The 18,922-nt window shown below is 72.3% G+C and carries 15 protein-coding genes and 1 pseudogene; 7 read left to right on the top strand and 9 right to left on the bottom strand.

Annotation, left to right across the window (positions count from 1 at the left end; genetic code table 11):
* The first annotated feature begins 9 nt into the window (after nucleotides 1-9).
* The 4 genes from EJK15_RS19890 to EJK15_RS19875 all read left to right on the top strand — a co-directional run bounded on the left by EJK15_RS19890 (nucleotide 10) and on the right by EJK15_RS19875 (nucleotide 3,934).
* Nucleotides 10-936, top strand: coding sequence for an ABC transporter permease (locus EJK15_RS19890; RefSeq protein ID WP_138711946.1), 927 nt, complete (start codon nucleotides 10-12; stop codon nucleotides 934-936).
* Nucleotides 933-1,880 carry an ABC transporter permease gene (locus EJK15_RS19885; RefSeq protein ID WP_138711945.1) on the top strand — a complete coding sequence of 316 codons (948 nt, stop codon included), beginning with the start codon at nucleotides 933-935 and terminating at the stop codon, nucleotides 1,878-1,880. The genes EJK15_RS19890 and EJK15_RS19885 overlap by 4 nt, the downstream gene beginning before the upstream one ends.
* Before the next feature lie 67 nt (nucleotides 1,881-1,947).
* A complete protein-coding gene (locus EJK15_RS19880) occupies nucleotides 1,948-2,931 on the top strand; it encodes an ABC transporter ATP-binding protein (protein ID WP_138711944.1) in 984 nt (327 codons plus the stop codon).
* On the top strand, nucleotides 2,924-3,934 hold the full coding sequence (locus tag EJK15_RS19875; RefSeq protein WP_138711943.1) for an ABC transporter ATP-binding protein: 1,011 nt from the start codon (nucleotides 2,924-2,926) through the stop codon (nucleotides 3,932-3,934). Before EJK15_RS19880 ends, EJK15_RS19875 begins: the two co-directional genes overlap by 8 nt.
* A gap of 1,549 nt (nucleotides 3,935-5,483) precedes the next feature.
* On the opposite strand, the pseudogene EJK15_RS74610 reads toward EJK15_RS19875, so the two are convergent.
* The 9 genes and pseudogenes from EJK15_RS74610 to EJK15_RS19835 all read right to left on the bottom strand — a co-directional run.
* Nucleotides 5,484-5,594 (bottom strand): annotated as a pseudogene (locus EJK15_RS74610) (zinc ribbon domain-containing protein); the annotation flags it as partial.
* Nucleotides 5,595-5,681: 87 nt separating this feature from the next.
* Nucleotides 5,682-7,130, bottom strand: coding sequence for an aldehyde dehydrogenase (locus EJK15_RS19870; RefSeq protein ID WP_206060984.1), 1,449 nt, complete (start codon nucleotides 7,128-7,130; stop codon nucleotides 5,682-5,684).
* Nucleotides 7,131-7,140: 10 nt separating this feature from the next.
* Nucleotides 7,141-8,241 (bottom strand): NAD(P)-dependent alcohol dehydrogenase, encoded by a 1,101-nt coding sequence (locus EJK15_RS19865; RefSeq protein WP_138711942.1) that lies wholly within the window; start codon nucleotides 8,239-8,241, stop codon nucleotides 7,141-7,143.
* Nucleotides 8,242-8,307: 66 nt separating this feature from the next.
* Nucleotides 8,308-9,999: a sigma-54-dependent Fis family transcriptional regulator gene (locus tag EJK15_RS19860; RefSeq protein ID WP_206060983.1), complete on the bottom strand. Its 1,692-nt coding sequence runs from the start codon at nucleotides 9,997-9,999 to the stop codon at nucleotides 8,308-8,310.
* Between the two features lie 73 nt (nucleotides 10,000-10,072).
* Entirely contained in the window at nucleotides 10,073-10,777 is a 705-nt protein-coding gene (locus EJK15_RS19855) for an ABC transporter ATP-binding protein (protein ID WP_206060982.1), read from the bottom strand.
* Nucleotides 10,774-11,550 carry an ABC transporter ATP-binding protein gene (locus EJK15_RS19850; protein ID WP_138711941.1) on the bottom strand — a complete coding sequence of 259 codons (777 nt, stop codon included), beginning with the start codon at nucleotides 11,548-11,550 and terminating at the stop codon, nucleotides 10,774-10,776. The genes EJK15_RS19855 and EJK15_RS19850 overlap by 4 nt, the downstream gene beginning before the upstream one ends.
* Nucleotides 11,547-12,548, bottom strand: a complete 1,002-nt coding sequence (locus tag EJK15_RS19845) for a branched-chain amino acid ABC transporter permease (protein WP_138711940.1) — start codon at nucleotides 12,546-12,548, stop codon at nucleotides 11,547-11,549. The genes EJK15_RS19850 and EJK15_RS19845 overlap by 4 nt, the downstream gene beginning before the upstream one ends.
* Nucleotides 12,545-13,417, bottom strand: coding sequence for a branched-chain amino acid ABC transporter permease (locus EJK15_RS19840; RefSeq protein WP_138711939.1), 873 nt, complete (start codon nucleotides 13,415-13,417; stop codon nucleotides 12,545-12,547). Before EJK15_RS19840 ends, EJK15_RS19845 begins: the two co-directional genes overlap by 4 nt.
* On the bottom strand, nucleotides 13,414-14,622 hold the full coding sequence (locus EJK15_RS19835) for an ABC transporter substrate-binding protein (protein ID WP_138711938.1): 1,209 nt from the start codon (nucleotides 14,620-14,622) through the stop codon (nucleotides 13,414-13,416). The genes EJK15_RS19840 and EJK15_RS19835 overlap by 4 nt, the downstream gene beginning before the upstream one ends.
* Nucleotides 14,623-14,909: 287 nt before the next feature.
* Here EJK15_RS19835 and EJK15_RS19830 point away from each other — a divergent pair, with 287 nt between their 5' ends.
* The 3 genes from EJK15_RS19830 to boxB are packed head-to-tail and all read left to right on the top strand — an operon-like array spanning nucleotide 14,910 to nucleotide 18,839.
* On the top strand, nucleotides 14,910-15,776 hold the full coding sequence (locus EJK15_RS19830; RefSeq protein WP_138711937.1) for a 3-hydroxyacyl-CoA dehydrogenase family protein: 867 nt from the start codon (nucleotides 14,910-14,912) through the stop codon (nucleotides 15,774-15,776).
* Nucleotides 15,773-17,317 carry a phenylacetic acid degradation bifunctional protein PaaZ gene (gene paaZ, locus EJK15_RS19825; protein ID WP_138711936.1) on the top strand — a complete coding sequence of 515 codons (1,545 nt, stop codon included), beginning with the start codon at nucleotides 15,773-15,775 and terminating at the stop codon, nucleotides 17,315-17,317. The genes EJK15_RS19830 and paaZ overlap by 4 nt, the downstream gene beginning before the upstream one ends.
* A gap of 43 nt (nucleotides 17,318-17,360) precedes the next feature.
* Entirely contained in the window at nucleotides 17,361-18,839 is a 1,479-nt protein-coding gene (boxB, locus tag EJK15_RS19820; protein ID WP_138711935.1) for a benzoyl-CoA 2,3-epoxidase subunit BoxB, read from the top strand.
* Nucleotides 18,840-18,922 lie beyond the last annotated feature (83 nt).

The following is an 18,922-nucleotide window of genomic DNA, read 5'->3' as shown; positions in this document are numbered from 1 at the left end:
GGAGCAGGTGTGCTGACCTTCCTGCGGCGTCGCATCGCCTCCAGCGCGATCCCGCTGGTCGTCGTGGTCCTCGGCGTGTTCTGCCTGGCACGCCTCACCGGCGACCCGGCGAATCTTTACCTGCCGCTCAGCGCCACTGCTGAGATGCGGGCGGAGTTCTCCGCCCGGCACGGGTTCGACCAGCCGCTGCTCGTCCAGTTCGGCGACTACCTGGCCCAGGTGTTCCGGCTGGACTTCGGCGAGTCGCTGCGGACCGCCGAGCCCGCCGCCGACGCCGTGCTGCGGGCGTTCCCGGCGACGCTGCAACTGGCCGGGGCCACGATGATCCTGGCCGTCCTCGGCGCGATCGTCGTCGGGAGCTGGGCGGCCTACCGCCCGAACTCCCTGGCCGATCGGGTCGCCAGCTTCACTTCGACGACCGCGGCGAGCATGCCGGACTTCTGGTTCGCCATCATGGGCGTCCTGGTCTTCGCCGTGGCCCTCGGCTGGCTGCCCACCTCGGGCACGGTGGGCGCGGCGGCATGGGTGCTGCCGGTGCTCACCCTGCTGATCCGGCCGTTCGGCGTGCTCGTGCAGGTGGTGCGCGGGGCGATGGTCACCGCGCTGTCCGCGCCGTACATCAAGGTCGCCCGGAGCAAGGGCGCCGGCGAGGTGCGGGTGGTCTTCGGCCACGCCCTGCGCAACGCCGCGCCGCCGGCGCTCACCGTGGCAGGCGACCTCGCGGTCGGGCTGGTCAACGGGGCCGTGGTCGTCGAGACGATCTTCGGCTGGCCGGGCATCGGCAAGCTGATGATCACCTCGATCCTGCAGCGCGACTTCGCGGTGCTGCAGGCCGCGGTCCTGGTGACCGCGGTCACCATCTTCGCGCTCAACATCGTCATCGACGCCTGCTACGCGCTCCTGGACTCCCGGGTCCGCCAGGGGGTGACGACATGACGAACGGAGACTTCATGATCGAGAGCCCGGCTGTCACCCCCGCCACCCGGCGGACGAACTGGTGGCGGCTGCTGTTGCGGGATCGGTTCGCCTGCCTGGCGGTGGTGATCCTGCTGATCGTGGCCGCCTCCGCCCTCGTGGGGCCGATGCTGTTCGGCGACCTGGCCGTGAAGCAGAACCTGCGGGCGGTCAACCGGCCGCCGTTCAGCCTCGACGACGGCTGGGCGTTCGCGCTCGGCAGCGACTCGCTCGGGCGCAGCCTGCTCGCCAGGCTCATCGTGGCGAGCCGCACGACGCTCTCCGTCGCGATCCCGGCCGTCGTGATCTCCCTCGTCATCGGGTCGATCTGGGGAATGTGGGCGGGCTACCACCGAGGCTGGCGGGAGAACGTCTCCATGCGCGTCGCCGACGTCATCCTCAGCTTCCCGTCGCTGCTGCTGGCCGTGGTCGTCCTGTACGTCTTCTCCCCCAGCGCCTTGAACATCGTCCTGGTCCTGGCGATCGCCCGGATCCCGATCTACCTGCGGGCCGCCCGGGCGGAGTCGGCCGAGCTGCAGAGCCGGCTGTTCGTGGACGCGGCGCGCACATTCGGCACCAAGAGCTGGGCGATCATCGCCAGGCACGTGGCGCCGACCGTGCTGCCCACCCTGTTCACCGTCGCGACCCTGGACTTCTGTTTCGTCATGCTGACCGAATCGTCGCTGAGCTTCCTGGGCATCGGCATCCAGCCGCCGGACATGAGCTGGGGCCTGATGGTCGCCCAGGGCCGGGCGGTGCTGCAGAGCGCCTGGTGGATCGCCGTCTTTCCCGGGCTCGCCATCGTGGTGACCACCGTGTCGGCGACCGTGCTCGCGTCGTGGGCGCGCCTGGCCATGGACCCCGGCCAGCGGTGGCGGCTCACCCTGCCCCGCTCCCGCCGCGGCAAGAAGGAGGTGCGGCCATGAGCGAGCGCAGCGAGCGAAAAGATGGACACAGCCGAGTCTCGCTCGTGCGACCGACGAAGGAGGGCGCATGAGCGGGTCCCCGGTGCTCGAAGTGGATCGGCTGGCGGTCGACATCCGGACCCCGTCAGGAACAGTGCGCGCCGTACGGGAGGTCAGCTTCTCCGTGCGATCCGGTGAGACACTGGCGCTCCTGGGCGAGTCGGGCTGTGGCAAGAGCATGACGGCGCAGGCCATCGTCGGCCTGCTCGACCCTGTGGCACATGTGGCGGGCGGCGCCGTCCGCCTGGACGGGACCGACATTCTCACCCTGTCATCGGCGCAGCGCCGGCGGCTGGCCGGTCCCGGCCTGTCCATCGTGTTCCAGGACGCGCTCACCGCGCTGAACCCCGTCCAGACGGTCGGCGCCCAGCTCGCCGAGCCGTTCCGGATCCACCAGCGCCTGTCGCGCCGCGCGGCGCGGAAGCGGGCCGTCGAGCTGATGGAGCGGGTCGGCATCCCCGAGCCGGGCGCCCGCGCCGGCGCCTATCCGCACCAGTTCTCCGGTGGCATGCGCCAGCGGCTGCTCATCGCGCTGGCCGTGGCCCTGCACCCCAAGGTGCTGCTCGCCGACGAGCCCACCACCGCCCTCGACGTCACCGTGCAGGCCCAGATCATGGAGCTGCTGCGCGAGCTGCGCACCGAGCAGCAGACGGCGCTGATCCTCATCACCCACGACCTCGCGGTCGTGGCCGAGCAGGCCGATCATGTGGCCGTCATGTACGCGGGCAGCATCGTCGAGACCGGCCGGGTGGCGGAGGTGTTCTCGAAGCCGCGCCACCCCTACACGCGCGGGCTGCTCGACTCGGTGCCGGCCGAGGTCGCGCGCGGGACCACCCTGAAGTCCATCCCGGGCAGCCCGCCCGATCTGCACTCGGTGCCCTCGGGCTGCGCCTTCCGCGCGCGCTGCCCGATGGCCCGCGACGTGTGCGCGCAGCAGCGCCCGGTCCTCGTCGAGGCCGGACCCGGCCGCCTGTCCGCGTGCCACCACTGGAGGGAGCTGACCGATGACTGAGCCCGCCACCCGGGACCCGCTGCTGGACGTGACAGGGGTGAGCAAGACCTTCCACGTGGCCCGCGGCGCCTCCGGCCGCAACCGCCTGCGCGCGCTGGACGGCGTCGACCTGCGACTCGAGCACGGCGAGACGCTGGGCCTGGTCGGGGAGTCCGGCTGCGGCAAGTCGACCCTCGCCCGGGTGCTGCTCATGCTGGAGCGCCCGGACCAGGGCCACGTCAGGTTCGAGGGCACGGACCCGTTCGCACTGCGCGGCAAGGAGCTGCTCAGGTGGCGCCGCCGGGTCCAGATGGTGTTCCAGGACCCGTTCGCGTCGCTGAACGCCCGGCTGTGCGCCGAGGACATCGTCGCCGAGCCGTGGCGGACGCACCGTGACCTGGTGCCGGTGAGGGAGCGCGGCAAGCGGGTGGCCGAACTGCTCGAGATGGTGGGCCTGCGGGCGAGCGACGCCCGCCGCTACCCGCAGGAGCTCTCCGGCGGCCAGCGCCAGCGGCTGGGGATCGCCCGCGCGCTCGCCCTCGAACCGGACGTCATCGTGTGCGACGAGCCCGTGTCTGCGCTCGACCTGTCGGTCCAGGCACAGGTGCTCAACCTCCTCACCGACCTGCAGGCCCGGCTGGGGGTGTCGTACGTGTTCATCTCCCACGACCTGTCCGTCGTCCGGCACGTCGCCGACCGGGTCTCGGTCATGTACCTCGGCAAGATCGTCGAGACGGGTCCGACGCGGCAGGTGTTCGACCGGCCGCGCCATCCCTACACCGCCGCGCTGATGTCCGCGGCGCCGGTGCTCGACGTCACCCCGGGAGCGCGGCGCGAGCGGATCCTGCTCAAGGGCGAGGTGCCGTCACCGCTCGACCCGCCGTCGGGGTGCCGCTTCCGTACCCGCTGCTGGCAGGCTCAGGACGACTGCGCCCATGTGGTGCCGCCTCTGGAGCCGTCCGGCGAGGAGCCGCTGCACGCGGCCGCGTGTCACTTCCCGCTCCAGAAGACGGCCGCCGGGTGAGGACCTTCGGGTTTCCGGTGGTCGCCGGCTCAGCGGGCAGGTACACGTGCCACTTGCCGGGTCGTGCCGCCGGCAGCGGCCTCCTCTCCCAAGTCAGGAGGAACGGTGCCGCGGGTGACCGCCCCATGTCGACGGCGACCACGCGCTTGCCCGCGCGCTGGGCGCTCTGCACCGGGGCGGGCGCCGCGGACTCCTGCGGCCAGCGCAGGACCGTGTGCGCCTCGCACCCCACCCGATAGGCGATCATCACCGCGTGCTCGCCGTACACCAGGCACGGCCGGCGCAGGCCCAGGGCGCTCAGGGCGCGAGCGACCTGGGCGTCGGCCTGGCGCTTGGCCAGTCGAGGGGCGGCGACCTTTTCCAGCGTGAGTCCCTGCAGGGCGAATTGTCCGAGAAAGCCCGCGGCTACGAGACCGGAAACGGCATATCGGAGCCCCGGCTTCAGCGGCTCTGCCAGCAACCAGAGGACGCCGTGCGCGATCGGGAGTGCCAGCAGCGCGTACGCCGGAAGCAGGAAGCGGGGCGCCGCGTAGCCGACCAGGAGGACGTACGGCGCGGCCAGCGACAGGCCGGCGGCGGCCGGCACCATGTACTCGGCCAGGAGTTCACGGCGGCGGGCCGCGTACAGGCCGAGCAGGACAAGGGCGGGAATCGCCAGCCACCAGAGCAGCCAGGGCAGCACGACGGGCCCGCAGTGCGCGGGGGGTCGGCAGAGCAGCGGGCCGTTGAGCGCTCGGGCGTGCTCGTACAGCGAGAAGTGCAGGCCGGTCTCGTTCGCCGCGCCGGCGGCCTGCCAGCGAGCGGCCGGCCCGCCGAACCTGACGTACGCCTCGACGATCCAGTCGGCCCAGCCCGCGACCAGGCCTGCGACAAGGGCGACGCCGGCCTTGGCCTGCCGCCATCCCGGCCTGGCGAGGGCCGCCGCAAGCGGAAGGACGAGCCAGATGCTGTCCGGCGGGCGCAGCAGGGCCACCGCGGCCACACTCAGCGCCACCCCGGCTGCCGGGCCGCGCCCGCTGCCCGGCCGCACGCAGCGCAGGAAGCAGCCGACGGCGGCCACCGCGCCGAACGCCACCCACAGGTTCGGCATGGCTTCGCTGCCGTAGAACAACGACAGCCACAAGGACGCGAACAGCAGCGCGGCGATCGGCACCATCGGCCCGGAGCGCACGCGCAGCCAGGTTGCGAACGACACGTACAGCGCCAGGGCGGACAGCAGGCACAGGTAGACCCGCAGCGCCTCCGTCGACGAGGTGATCTGCACCAACGGGGCGACCAGCAGAGTGATCCCCCGGGCGCGAGGCGCGATGAACTCGGCCGCGGGCACGCGCGGATCGACCTGACTGACATAGACCGCCTCGTCCCACCCCAGCCCCATTCCGGGGGTGACCACGACGAGCTGGACGATCCCGTAGCAGACGGCCACCAGTATCAGCAGCGCCCGCCATGGATCGGCGCGCAGCCACGAGCTATTTGATCCCACCGGCCTCTTCTTAGCGCCGGCCGCCCGAAGAAGTGCCGGTGACGGCAACACTTGGCAGAACGCATGCGCACTGGTGACATCGCCAGGGCTCTGCCTGGCTACGGCTCGACCAGCCGCAAGGATGTTCTTGGCCGCGTTGACATCCCGGTCGTGCCGGGTGCGGCAGCCCGGACACGTTCAGTGCCGGGTGGAGAGGCGCCTGCGTGTGGCTGCCCGCCCGTGAAGGGTCGTCCGCGTGACCGGCGCGGGCGGGCAGCCTCACGGTCACCGATACACGGTCTGAATCTGCTGGTAGGCCGCCAGGCCCTCCGGTCCCAGTTCCCGGCCGAGACCGCTGGCCTTGACGCCGCCGAACGGCGCGGCCGGGTCGGGGATGTAGCGGTTGACGCCGATGGTGCCGGTGCGGACCCGGTGGGCGACGGCCGCGCCGCGCTCGGGATTGCTCGTCCATACCGTGCCGCCGAGGCCGAAGTCCGAGTCGTTGGCGATGCGGACGGCATCGTCGACGTCGTCGTACGGGATGAGCGACAGCACCGGGCCGAAGATCTCCTCCTGGGCGATGACCGAGCTGTTGTCGACGTCGGCGAAGATGGTCGGCTCGACGAACCAGCCCCGGTCCAGGCCCGCGGGCCGGCCGCCGCCGAGGGTCAGGCGGGCGCCCTCACCGCGCCCCTTGGCGATGTACGTCTCCACGCGGTCACGCTGCCGGGCGGTGGCCATGGGCCCGATCTGCGTCGCCGGGTCCCCGGCGTCGCCGACGGTCAGGGAGCCGGCCAGGGCCGTGAAGGCGTCGACGACCTCCGTGTAGCGGCTGCGCGGGGCCAGGACGCGGGTGCCGAGGAAGCAGGTCTGGCCGTTGTTGAGGAGCGTGGAGCCGAACAGGCCCTCGCCGATCTCGGCCAGGTTCAGCTCCGCGTCGTCGAGGACGATCGCCGCGGACTTGCCGCCGAGCTCCAGGGTGACCGGGCGCAGCAGCCGTCCGCAGGTCTCGCCGATGATCCGCCCGGCGGCGGTGGAGCCGGTGAAGGCCACCTTGTCGACGTCCGGATGCGCGACCAGGTAGGCGCCGACCTCGCGCCCGGCCGGCACGATGTTGACGACCCCGGCGGGGACGCCGGCCTCCTCGATGGCCTCGGCCAGCAGATACGCGTCCAGCACGGTCTCCGGCGACGGCTTGATGACGAGCGTGCAGCCGGACGCCATCGCGGGCGCGATCTTGAACATCGACAGAGCCTGCGGGAAGTTCCACGGCACGATGGCCGCGACCACCCCGGCCGGGACGCGGCGGACCTCGATCGAGCCGCCGAACAGCCCGGCCCTGGTCTCGTCGAAGACGGCCTCCCGCGCCAGCCCGGCGTAGTACCGCAGCACGGCGGTGGGGTAGCCGATCTCCAACTGCCGGGCGACCGCGACCGGCATGCCGTTCTGGGCGCTCACCCGTTCGACGAAGCCGTCGGCCCGCCGGTCGATCGCGTCGGCCAGGCGGTCCATCACCTCGGCGCGCCGGGCGGGCTCCCAGCTCGCCCAGCCGGACGGGTCGTCGAAAGCCTGCCGGGCGGCGGCGACCGCCGCGTCGATGTCGGCCTCGCTGCCCTCCGGCACCTGGCCGAGGGGCTCCTCGGTGCTGGCGTTCACCGGGGTGATCACCCGGTCGGTGGCGGGGCGGACCCACGTGCCACCGATGTAGAAGGTGTCGTAACGGAGTTCCATCATCGGGTTCCTCTCAGGCGAAGGTCAGGACGGGCTTGAGGGTGGTGCCCTTCTCGGAGTCCTCCACCGCCTGGTTGATGTCCTCGAAGGCGTACGTCTTGATCAGCTTGTCGAACGGGAAGCGGCCCTGCCGGTAGAGGTCGACGAGCTTGGGGATGAACTGGCGCGGCACGCTGTCGCCCTCGACGATCCCGCGCACGCTGCGGCCGAACAGCAGCACGGACATGTCGAGGGAGACCTCGGTGCCGAGCGCGGCGGCGCCGATCAGGCCGCAGGTGCCGCCCTGGTTGAGGGAGTCGACCGCCTGCCGCAGCACGGCGGGGACCGCGGTGGTCTCCACGGTGTAGTCGACGCCGAGGCCGCCGGTGAGGTCGCGCAGCCGGTCCACCGTGTCGCCCGCGGTCGCGTTGATCACGTGCGTGGCGCCCACCTCCTTGGCCAGCTCCAGGCGCTGCTCGTTGAGGTCGATGGCGACGATGGTGGTGCAGCCCGCGACGGCGGCGGCCATGACGGCGCTGATGCCGACCGAGCCCGCGCCGAAGACCGCGATGCTGCTGCCCGCCGGCGGCTTGAGCGAGTTGAGCACGCCGCCCGCGCCGGTCTGGATGCCGCAGCCCAGCGGGCCGAGCAGCTCCAGTGGCGCGTCCCGGTCCACCTTCACCACGTTGCGCTCGTTGGCCAGGGCGTAGGTGGCGAAGGCCGACTGGCCGAAGAAGACGCCGTGCACGTCGCCCGTCTCCCTGTGCAGGGACATGCTGCCGTCGGTGCGCGAGCCCGCGAAGTTGTACGCGAAGAACTGGTCGCAGTACGCCGGGCGGCCCAGGTCGCACGTGCGGCAGCCGCCGCAGGAGTTGAACGAGAGCACGACGTGGTCGCCGGGCGCCACGTAGGTGACGCCGTCGCCGACGGCCTCCACGACGCCGGCGCCCTCGTGGCCGAGCACGGCGGGCAGGGGCACGGGGTACCACTGGTCGCGGACGATCAGGTCGGTGTGGCAGACGCCGGAGCTCACCATCCGTACGACGACCTCGCCCGGCCGGGGGTCGTCCAGTTCGAGGGAGGCGAGGGTGAAGGGAGCGCCTTTGGTCTCGGTCAGCGCGGCGGTGATGCGCACGTTACGGCTCCTTTGCCAGTGTGTTTCTCACTGGCAAAATATGGCGGCGTGCGCCCCGTGCACTGTTCAACTATTGGACACAGAAATCTGCAGGGCCCGCATCCGGCTGTAGAGCGTCGTCCGGCTGATGCCCAGCCGCTGGGCGGCCCGCAGCTTGTTGCCGTCGAGCTCGCGCAGCGCGGCGGCGATGGCGTCGTGCTCGGCCCGCTCCAACGGCGTCATCCGCCGCAGCCGGGGGCTGACCTGGTAGCTCGCGGGCAGGTCCCGGGGCGTCACGTCGCCCGCCGAACGATGCGCCAGCACCGTTTGGAGCACCGTGCGCAGCTCGCGCAGGTTGCCGGGCCATGGGTGACCGGCCAGGGCCGCGAGGGCGGCGGGCGTGAAACGTACTCGATCGCCGGCGCCCAGGTCGTGGAGCATGGCCCGCACCAACCCCGGCAGCTCTCCGGCACGGTCCCGCAGCGCGGGCAGCTCGATCCGGGCGGGGCACCCGGCGGCGAGCGTGGCCGCGTAGCCGCTCAGCTCGGCGGCCGGAGGCCCGGTCAGGGCGATCCACAGCGCGGCGCGCTCCATGAGGTGCCGCAGGTGAACCGCGCAGGCGTCGGGCAGCAGGTGGGTGTCCTCGACGAGCAGCAGCCCCGGATGGCCGGACGCGGCGGCATCGAGGGCGGCCAGCCACTCGCCTTCGCCCTTGACGGCCGCCTCGGAGGCGTCGAGCGTCACGATCCCGGCCTCCCCGGCCAGCGACCGCACGGTCGTCGTGCGGCCGGTTCCCGGCGCTCCGCCGACGTACACCGAGGTCCCCGGGCGAGCGGGCGCGACGCGGGCGCGGTGCGGGACCTGGCGGGTCTCATCCGGATCGGTGAAATCGAACAGCACGCCGTCGGCTCCGGGGGTGACGGCCTGGAGCCGGACCGCGAGCCGCCGTCCTGAGGACAGCTCGAGGAAGCGCGTCTCGGGGCTCCGCGAGTGCCCGGCGCGGCCGCCCAGATCGGCCGCCAGCTCGCGCAGGCGGATGTGGTCGACGGGGTCGAGGAGGTCCACGGCCGCGGAGTTGGCCAGCACCACGCCCTCGCCGAGCACCAGCACCGGCCGGTGGTGCCCGGCCGCGGCGGCCTGGAACGCGGCGAGCATGCGCTGCTCGGCGTGGCGCGCTGTGCGCAGGAGCCGCTCCTCGACGTCAGCCACCGCCCGGGTGAGGAACGGGCCGAGCAGCGGGGAGTCGTCCTCGGACAGGCAGGTGATGTCGAGAACGCCTTCCAGCCTGCGGGTCACCGGGTGCGTGATCGGGTGCCCGTAGCAGCTGAACTGCTTGAACGACTCCAGATAGTGCTCCTCGCCGTGCACCGCGAGGCCGCGGCGGAGCTCGTACACCGTGGCGATCGAGTTCGTCCCGGTGGTCTCCTCCATGAACACGCCACCGGCCACCACGCCCAGCCCTTCCAGCCGGTTGCGCAGCCTCCGGGCCCCGATGGGCATGTCGACGATCCGCGACTCCCGGTCGGCGAGCATGACGCAGAAGTCCGCGTCACCGAGCTGTTCGGCGAGCTGTTGCAGGACCGGCTGCGCGGCGGCGACGAGGCGGCTGCGCCGATCGACCGCGTCCGGCTCGATGCGGAGGTCGGGCGCCGAGGGACCGAGGCCGCTCATCTGGCAGCGCCGCCAGGACAGTGCGATCTCCGGACGCAGCCCGGTCTCGTTCGCGGAAATCGGGGTGATGTGGCTGGTACGCATGGCGACCTCCGCCAGGTGGTGCATGTTCGCTCAGGTGAGCACACGTATGCGCATGGTATGCAGCGCGACCGGATGAGGGAACCCGGATGTCCATCGGTCAGCCGACGCCGAGCAGGGCATGCGCGCGGGCGCGGTCTGCCCGGAACTCAGGGGTGGGGCTGCGGTGCACGATGCGTCCCTTCTGCATGACCGCCACCTCGTCCGCCAGCCGGAAGGCCAGGTGCAGGTCCTGCTCCACGAGCACGGCCGCGATGCCCTCGCCGCGCAGTCCCTCCAGCAGGTCGGCGACGTGGTCGACGACCGCGGGCGCGAGGCCGTCGGACGGCTCGTCGAGCAGCAGCAGGCGCGGATTGCGCAGCAGCGCCCGGCCGATCGCCAGCATCTGCTGCTCGCCGCCGGACAGCTGGTCGCCCCGGTTGCCGCGGCGCTCGGCGAGCCGCGGCATCAGCTCGTAGACCCGCTCCGGCGTCCAGCCGTCGCGCCCTCGCCCGGCCGCGATGCGCAGGTTCTCCTCCACGGTGAGCGGCGCGAACACCCGGCGGCCCTGGGGGACGATCGCGACGCCGCTGCGGGCGACGGTGTGCGCGGCCGCCCCGGCGAGCTCGCGGTCGCCGACGCGGACGCTGCCGGAGTACGGCTTGAGCATGCCCATGACCGTGTGGACGAAGGTGGTCTTGCCGGCGCCGTTACGGCCGAGCAGCGCGACCACGCCGCCCGCGGGCACGGTGAGGTCGACGCCGTCGAGCACAGTGCTGCCCGCGTAGCCCGCGCGCAGGTCGCGCACGGTGAGCACGTCCGTCATCGGGGGCCTCCGGTGAAGAGATCGTCGGTTCTGGCCGAGCCGAGGTAGGCGCGCCGCACCTCGTCGTCGGCCCGGATCAGCTCGGGCGGCCCGGAGGCCAGGACCCGCCCCAGGTGCAGGACGGTGACGCGGCGGGCCAGCCGGAACACCACGTCCAGGTCGTGCTCCACGATCAGCAGGGTCAGGCTCTCCGGCAGCCGTTCCACCAGCTCCGCGAACCGTTCCGTCTCGGCCGCGGACATGCCCGCCGTGGGCTCGTCGAACATGACGAGGGAGGGCTCCGCGGCGAGCACCATCGCGACCTCGAGCTGCCGGCGTTCGCCGTGGGAGAGGGCGGACGCCCGGTCGGCGGCCCGCCCTGCCAGCCCGACCGACTCCAGGTGACGGCGGGCTTCGGCCTCGGTACGCCGGAAGCGCCGCGCCGCCCGGTCGAACCGGTACGCCACCCGCTGGATCCGCTGGACGGCGAGCGCGACGTTGTCCAGCACCGAGCAGTCCAGGAAGAGGCTGGAGTGCTGGTAGGTGCGCAGCAGCCCGCGCCGGGCCCGCTCGTGCTCGGGCAGGGCCGTGACGTCCACGCCGTCGAACAGCACGCTCCCGCCGGTGGCCGGAAGCGTTCCCGCCACGGTCGCGAACAGCGTCGACTTGCCGGCGCCGTTCGGCCCGATCAGGGCATGCCGCTCGCCCGGCACCACCGCCAGGTCCACGTGGTCGACGGCGGTGAGCGAGCCGTAGGAGCGGGTGAGCCCGCGCAGCTCCAGAAGAGGGGTCACGACGGGCTCTCCTTTCTGCGGCGGCCACCGGCGAGCCCGGCCAGACCGCGCGGGAACAGGAAGACGACGGCGACGAACACCAGGCCCAGCACCAGCGGACCGTGCCCGCCGATGGAGGCCGACAGGTTGTCGCGCACCAGCAGCACCACGGCCGCGCCCAGGCACGGCCCCCACAGGCTGCCCGCCCCGCCGATGACGACGCTGAGCAGGGCGAGCGCCGCCACCTCGAAGCCCAGATCCCCTGGTGAGACGAACCTGGCCTGCGCCACCCACAGCGCGCCGCCCGTGCCCGCGACGGCTCCCGCCAGGCAGAAGGCGCCGTACCTGGCGAGCGCCGGGCGGTAGCCGAGCGCCCGCATCCGGGACTCGTTGTCGCGGATGCCGCGCAGCGTCCTGCCGTACGGGGACCGGACGACCAGCGCCACCGCCGCGAACACGGCGACCGCCACGGCCAGCACCCACCAGTAGACGAACCCGGCGGCGAGCATCGGCGGGCCGCCGAACAGGGTGATCGGCGGCATCCCGGCCAGGCCGTTGCCGGCGCCCAGCGCCGGCCAGGTGTCGGCCACCTGATGCACCGACTCGCCGATCGCGAGCGTCAGCATGAGGAACACGATGCCCCGGGCGCGGACCGCCACCCATCCGGTGACGGCGGCGGCGACCAGGCCGGCCACCAGCCCGGCGAGCGCCTGCACCATCGCGTCCGAGGTGATGTGCAGCCCGACGAGCACGGCCGTGTAGGCGCCGGTGCCGAAGTAGGCCGCCTGCCCCAGCGTGGGCAGGCCCGTGACCCCGGTCAGCAGGTCGACGCTGAGCACCAGCACCGCGAAGGCCAGCATCCGCGTCATCGTCGTCACCGGATACGCCCCCAGCACCACCGGCGCAGCCACCAGCAGCGCGATGACGGCCACGGCGAGCACCTTCTTACGGTGCGCGGGCCGGGCCGTGGCACCGGCCACGGCTTCCGCCCGGTCGACGGTCGATGTCGTCGTCTTCATGCGCGCACCGCCCCGCGGGCGGGAAGCAGCCCGGCCGGGCGCAGCAGGAGCACCAGGCCCATCGCGGCGAAGACCAGGAACGAGGCGTACTCCGGCAGCAGCGATGTGCCGAGCGCCTGCACCTGCCCGATCAGGACCGCGCCGAGCAGCGCGCCCCGGACCGAGCCCAGGCCGCCGATCACCACCACGACCAGCGCGAGCAGCAGCACCTTCTCGTCCAGCCCCGGCTGGGCGCCCAGGATCGGCCCGGCCAGCACCCCGCCGACGGCCGCCAGCGCGGCTCCCGCCGCGAACACCCCCACCAGCACCCGGCCGGTGTTGATGCCCAGCGCCGACACCATGCCGCGGTCGGCCACGGTCGCGCGGATCACCGAGCCGAGCGGGCTCCGCTCCACCAGGACGTAGACCGCCACCGCCAGCACCACCCCGAACCCGATCACCAGTAGCCGGTAGACCGGATAGATCTCGCCGAACACCGCGACGCTCCCCGCGAACGGCCCGGGCGCGGCGATGGAATGCACGTCGTTGCCGAAGACCACCGACAGCGACTCGGCGACCACCAGGGAGATGCCGAGCGTGAGCAGGGCCTGGTCGAGATGGTGCGGCGTGGCCCGGGTCAGGCCCGCCAGCACGCCGCCGAGCAGAGCCCCCGCCACGGCGGCGACCAGCACCGCCAGGACGAAGGCCGCCAGGCTCGCGCCGTCGGCGGCCAGCGCCACCGCGATGTAGGCGCCCACCAGGTAGACCGCGCCGTGCGCGAGATTGAGCACGTCCATCATGCCGAACACCAGCGACAGCCCCAGCGCGATGGCGAACAGCAGCGAGCCCATCGCCAGCCCGTTGAGCACGCTCACCAGATGTCCGGTCATTGCACCGCGCTCAGCTCGCCGACGACCGCGTTCACGACCGTGCCGCCGCTGGAGCGGACCTCGCGCAGGTAGTACTTCTGCTCGGCGTCCTGGTCGGCGCCGAAGCTCCACTGGCCGCGCGGGCTGTCGACCGGGCCGACGCCGCCCAGTGCCTTGACCAGCTCGTCGCCGGTGCCGCCCGGAGCCTTGGGCAGCGCCTTGTCGAGCACGGCCGCGGAGTCGTAGGCCTGCACGGCGTACACCGTCGGCGCCTCGTTGTACGCCTTGCGGTAGGCGGCCACGAACTCCTTGTTGCGCGGGGTGTCCAGCTCGGTGGAGTAGTGCAGGGAGGTCTTCACGCCGGCCGCGGCCTCGCCCTGCGCGTCCAGCACGCCGCCCTCGGTGAGGAAGCCCGTGCCGTACAGCGGCGTGCCGTCGGCCAGCCCGAACTGCCGGTACTGCTTGACGAAGCTCACCGCCTCGGCGCCGGCGTAGAAGCTGTAGACCGCCTTGGCGCCGGAGCCGCGGATCGCCGACAGGAAGGGCTGGAAGTCCTGCGTCTTGCCGAACGGGGTGTACTTCTCGCCGGCGACCTTGCCGCCCGCCGCCTCGAAGGTCTTGCGGAACCCGGCGACCATCTCCTTGCCCGCGGCGTAGTCGGCGGCGATGAGGTAGACGTCGCCCTTGACCTCCTTGGCGACGGCGGCGCCGAGCGCGGCGCTGACCTTGCCGTTGGCGAAGCTGGTCCGCCACACGTACTCGGACTTGCGGGCGCCGGTGATGTCGTTCGCGCCCGCGTTGGCGATCAGCAGCGGCTTCTTGGACTCGTGGAAGAAGTCCCGCAGGCCGAGCGCCGTGGCGGAGTTGACCACCCCGACCACCGCGGTCACCTGATCCTGGGTCACCAGCTTCTGGGCGGCGGGCACGCCGGTCTGCGGGCCCTCGCCCTCGTCGGCGCTGACGACCTCCGCCGTACTCCCGCCGAGCTTGCCGCCATGCTGGTCGAGGTAGAGCTGGAAGCCGTTGCGCATGTCCTCGCCGAGCGGCGCGTACACGCCCGAGAGTGGCACCAGCAACCCGATCTTCACGGCGCCGGCGGCCTGCTCGCCGCCGGACTGGCTGAGGCTCGAACCCGCGCAACCGGTCAGCACGAGGGCGCCCGTCGCGACCACGACAACGGTCGTGCCCGGTCGTAGTGCGCGGAGTACAACGGAGAGAACACCCATGGCGACTCCTCGGGAGATCGGCGTCGGCGCGTCGCGCTGACATGGTGGGCACAGAATCTACAGTTCCGTGTTGAGGCGTCAAGGGTCTGTAATTAATCGAGACCTGTGTCGTAACGTACTCGTGCCTGCTGGGCGGCGGTCAGAGTGATGTTGTACGACGCGCTTAGGGAGGCCGTTCCGAGGTTCCGCGGTGTCCAGGGCGCTCGATTTGCTACATCTGACTTCCGTAACGCAATACAAGTGTGGCAAGTTTAGGGTGTGCACGTACATCGAGGTGAGAGATGGCCATGATCGGGACCACCCCCGCACTGCCGGAGCGCTGCGGGGTGGTGGGCGGCGGGCGGATGGGCGCCGGCATCGCCCACGCCCTGCTCCTCGCCGGCCGCGACGTGACGCTGGTGGAGCGCGACGGGCAGGCCGCGGCCGCCGCCCGGGACCGGGTGGCCCGCGCCGTCGAGGGCAGCGCCAAGCGAGGCCTCGTCGCGGCCGCGGACGAGCCGATGTCCCGCCTGGCCACGGTCACCGGCCAGGCCGGGCTGGCCGGAGCCGGGCTGGTGGTCGAGGCGGTGCCCGAGGACCTCGATCTCAAGCTCGCCACGCTGCGCGCCGTCGAGGACGCCGTCGAACCGGACGCGGTCATCGCCTCCAACACCAGCAGCATCTCGCTCGACACGCTCGCCGAGGCGCTCGCCCGGCCCGAGCGCTTCCTCGGGCTGCACTTCTTCAACCCCGTCCCCGCGAGCAGGCTCGTCGAGGTGGTCATCGCGACCGCCACCGGCCCCGCCCTCCGGGACCGGGCCGTCGCGTGGGTGACGGCGCTCGGCAAGACCGCCGTCGTCGTCAGGAACGCGCCCGGCTTCGCCAGCAGCAGGCTCGGCGTCCTCCTCGGGCTCGAGGCGATCCGCATGGTCGAGTCCGGCGTGGCCGCGGCCGAGGACATCGACGCCGCGATGACGCTCGGCTACGGCCACCCGACCGGGCCCCTGCGGCTCACCGACCTGGTGGGCCTGGACGTGCGGCTGGGCATCGCGCGCTACCTCGAACGCGAGCTGGGCCCCCGCTTCGCCCCGCCTGAGCTGCTCGTCCGGCTCGTCGAGCAGGGCCATCTGGGGCGCAAGACCGGCAAGGGCTTCTACGACTGGAGTGAGGCATGACGCTGCGGAGCTATCTCGAAGGGGCCTGGCACACCGGCGCGGGGGAGGGGGTCCCGGTCGCCGACGCGGTGACCGGCGAGACCGTCACCCGGGTCACCAGTGAAGGGCTCGACCTCGCCGCCGCGGTCGCGTACGCCCGCCGCACCGGCCTGGCGGCGCTCGGCGAGCTGACCTTCCCGCAGCGCGCCGCCGCCCTCAAGGCGGCCGCCCTGGCGCTGCAGGAGCGCAGGCAGGAGCTGTACGAACTGTCGGCGCGGGCCGGGGCGACGCGCCGCGACGCCGCGGTGGACGTGGACGGCGGCATCGGCACGGCGCTCGTCTACGCCGGTCTCGGCCGCAAGGGACTGCCCGACCACACGCTGATCGTCGAGGACGACCCGGTGCCGCTCGGCAAGGGCGGCACGTTCGCGGGCCGGCACATCCTCACCACCCCGCGCGGGATCTCCGTGCAGATCAACGCGTTCAACTTCCCGGTCTGGGGGATGCTGGAGAAGCTCGCGCCCGCCCTGCTCGCCGGGCTGCCCACCATCGTCAAGCCCGCCACCCCGACCGCGTACATCGCGGCGCACGCCGTGCGGATCATCGAGGAGTCGGGAGCGCTGCCGCCGGGGGCGATCCAGCTCGTCGCGGGAGGTGTTCCCGGCCTGTTCGACCTGCTCGGCGGGCAGGACCACATCGGGTTCACCGGGTCGGCGGACACGGCCGCCCGGTTGCGCTCCGACCCGGCGGTCACCCGCCGCTCGGCGCGCTTCAACGCCGAGGCCGATTCGCTCAACTGCTCGGTGCTCGGCCCGGACGCCGTGCCGGGGCAGCCGGAGTTCGACCTGTTCGCCGACGCGCTCGTCACCGAGATGACGGTCAAGGCGGGGCAGAAGTGCACCGCCATCCGCCGCGCGTTCGTGCCGGCGAGCCTCATCGACGCCGTCTCCGAGGCGGTCGCGGCCAGGCTCGCGCAGGTCGTGGTGGGCGCGCCGGACGCGGCGGGCGTCACGATGGGCGCGCTCGTCGGCCTGCAGCAGCGCGAGGACGTGCGGGCGGCGGTCGCGCGGCTCGCCTCGGCCGGCTCGATCGTGTCCGGCGACCCGGACAAGGTCGAGGTCGCGGGGGCGGACGCCGAGCGCGGCGCGTTCCTGTCGCCGCTGCTGCTGCGCGTGGACGACGTGGCCCGCCAGGAACCCCACGAGGTGGAGGCGTTCGGGCCGGTGAGCACGCTCATGCCGTATGGCGGCATCGCCGAGCTGGGCGAGCTGATCGCCCGCGGCGAGGGATCCCTGGCCGGCTCGGTGGTCTCCAGCGACGGGGACTTCGTCCGGCAGGTCGTGCTCGGCGCGGCCGCCCACCACGGCCGTATCCTCGTGCTCGACCGCGACAGCGCGGGGGAGTCCACCGGGCACGGCATCCCCATGCCCCAGCTCGTCCACGGCGGGCCCGGCCGCGCGGGCGGCGGCCAGGAGGAGGGCGGGCTGCGTGCCGTGTACGCCCACCTCCAGCGCACCGCCCTGCAGGGTGGCCCGGCGTTCCTCGACTCGATATCGCAATAACGTCAAAGAACGGTAGAACTTTTCCCGTGACAGGAGAGCAGCGATGAGCACCGACCCCCGTACCGGCTCCGCCCCCGCGCCTTCCGGCCCGCTCAGCCGGGTCGACTACAGCGAACGCATCCCGAACAACGTCGACCTCGCCGGCGACCGCCGCCTGCAACGCGCGCTCGAAGGGTGGCAGCCGAAGTTCCTCGACTGGTGGAAGCAGCTCGGCCCCGCCCTGCCGACCAAGGACGTCTACCTGCGCACGGCCGTCGCCGTGGGCCGGGACGGCTGGGCCCACTTCGAGCACGTCCCCATGGACGAGTACCGCTGGGGGATCTTCCTCGCCGAGCGGAACCCCGACCGCAAGGTCAACTTCGGCAAGCACAAGGGCGAGCCCGCCTGGCAGGAGGTGCCCGGCGAGCACCGGGCCGACCTGATGCGCCTGATCGTCGTGCAGGGCGACACCGAGCCCGCCTCGGTCGAGCAGCAGCGCGTTCTCGGCAACACCGCGCCGAGCATCTACGACCTGCGCAACCTCTTCCAGGTCAACGTGGAGGAGGGCCGCCACCTGTGGGCCATGGTCTACCTCCTGCACGCCTACTTCGGGCGCGAGGGCCGGGAGGAGGCCGAGCAGCTGCTCAAGCGCAACTCCGGCGACCTCGACTCGCCCCGCATCCTCGGCGCCTTCAACGAGGAGACCACCGACTGGCTGCAGTTCTTCATGTTCACCTACTTCACCGACCGGGACGGGAAATACCAGCTCGGCACCCTGAAGGAGTCGGCCTTCGACCCGCTGGCGCGCACCTGCGAGTTCATGCTCAAGGAGGAGGCCCACCACATGTTCGTGGGCACCACCGGGGTCCAGCGGATCCTGGAGCGCACCGCGGAGCTCATGAAGGAGCACGGCACGGCCGACGTCTTCCCCCATGGGGGCATCCCGCTGGACGTGATCCAGAAGTACCTGAACTTCCAGTTCTCGGTCTCGATGGACCTGTTCGGCTCCGAGCAGTCGACGAACGCCGGCAACTACTTCACCTCCGGCCTCAAGGGCCGCTGGATGGAGACCCGGCGCAAGGACGACCACGTCCTGCTCGACGCCACCCGCGAGCTGAGCTACGTCGAGGACGGCCAGATCACGACCAAGACCGTGCCGATGCTCAGCGCGCTCAACCTCGACCTGCGCGACGAGTACGTCGCCGACTGCGCCAACGGCGTGCGCCGCTGGAACCAGGCGCTGGAGGACGCCGGGCTCGCCGAGCGGCTCTACCTGCCGCACGAGGGCTTCAACCGCAAGGTCGGCGTGTACGCGGGGCATCACATCACCCCGGACGGCGAGGTCGTCGACGAGGCCGCCTGGCAGGCCCGGGACGCCGAGTGGCTGCCCACGCCGCAGGACCGCGAGAACGTGGCCGCCCTCATGGTCCCCGAATACGAATACGGCAAGTTCGCCGGCTGGATCGCCCCGCCCCAGACCGGCATCAACGACCAGCCGGTCGAGTTCGACTACGTGCACCTGGCCGAGGAAGGCCTCCTCTAGTTCACGGGCGGCGGCCTCGTCGTCCATGCGCGCCCGGCAATAAATGCTACAGACTCTTGACGTTACATCCAAGAAACGTCGAA

It is taken from the genome of Nonomuraea basaltis (assembly GCF_005893125.1).
Lineage (GTDB): Bacteria > Actinomycetota > Actinomycetes > Streptosporangiales > Streptosporangiaceae > Nonomuraea > Nonomuraea basaltis.
The sequence above is the reverse complement of the archived record's forward strand: the minus strand, read 5'-3'. Positions and strand labels throughout refer to the sequence as shown.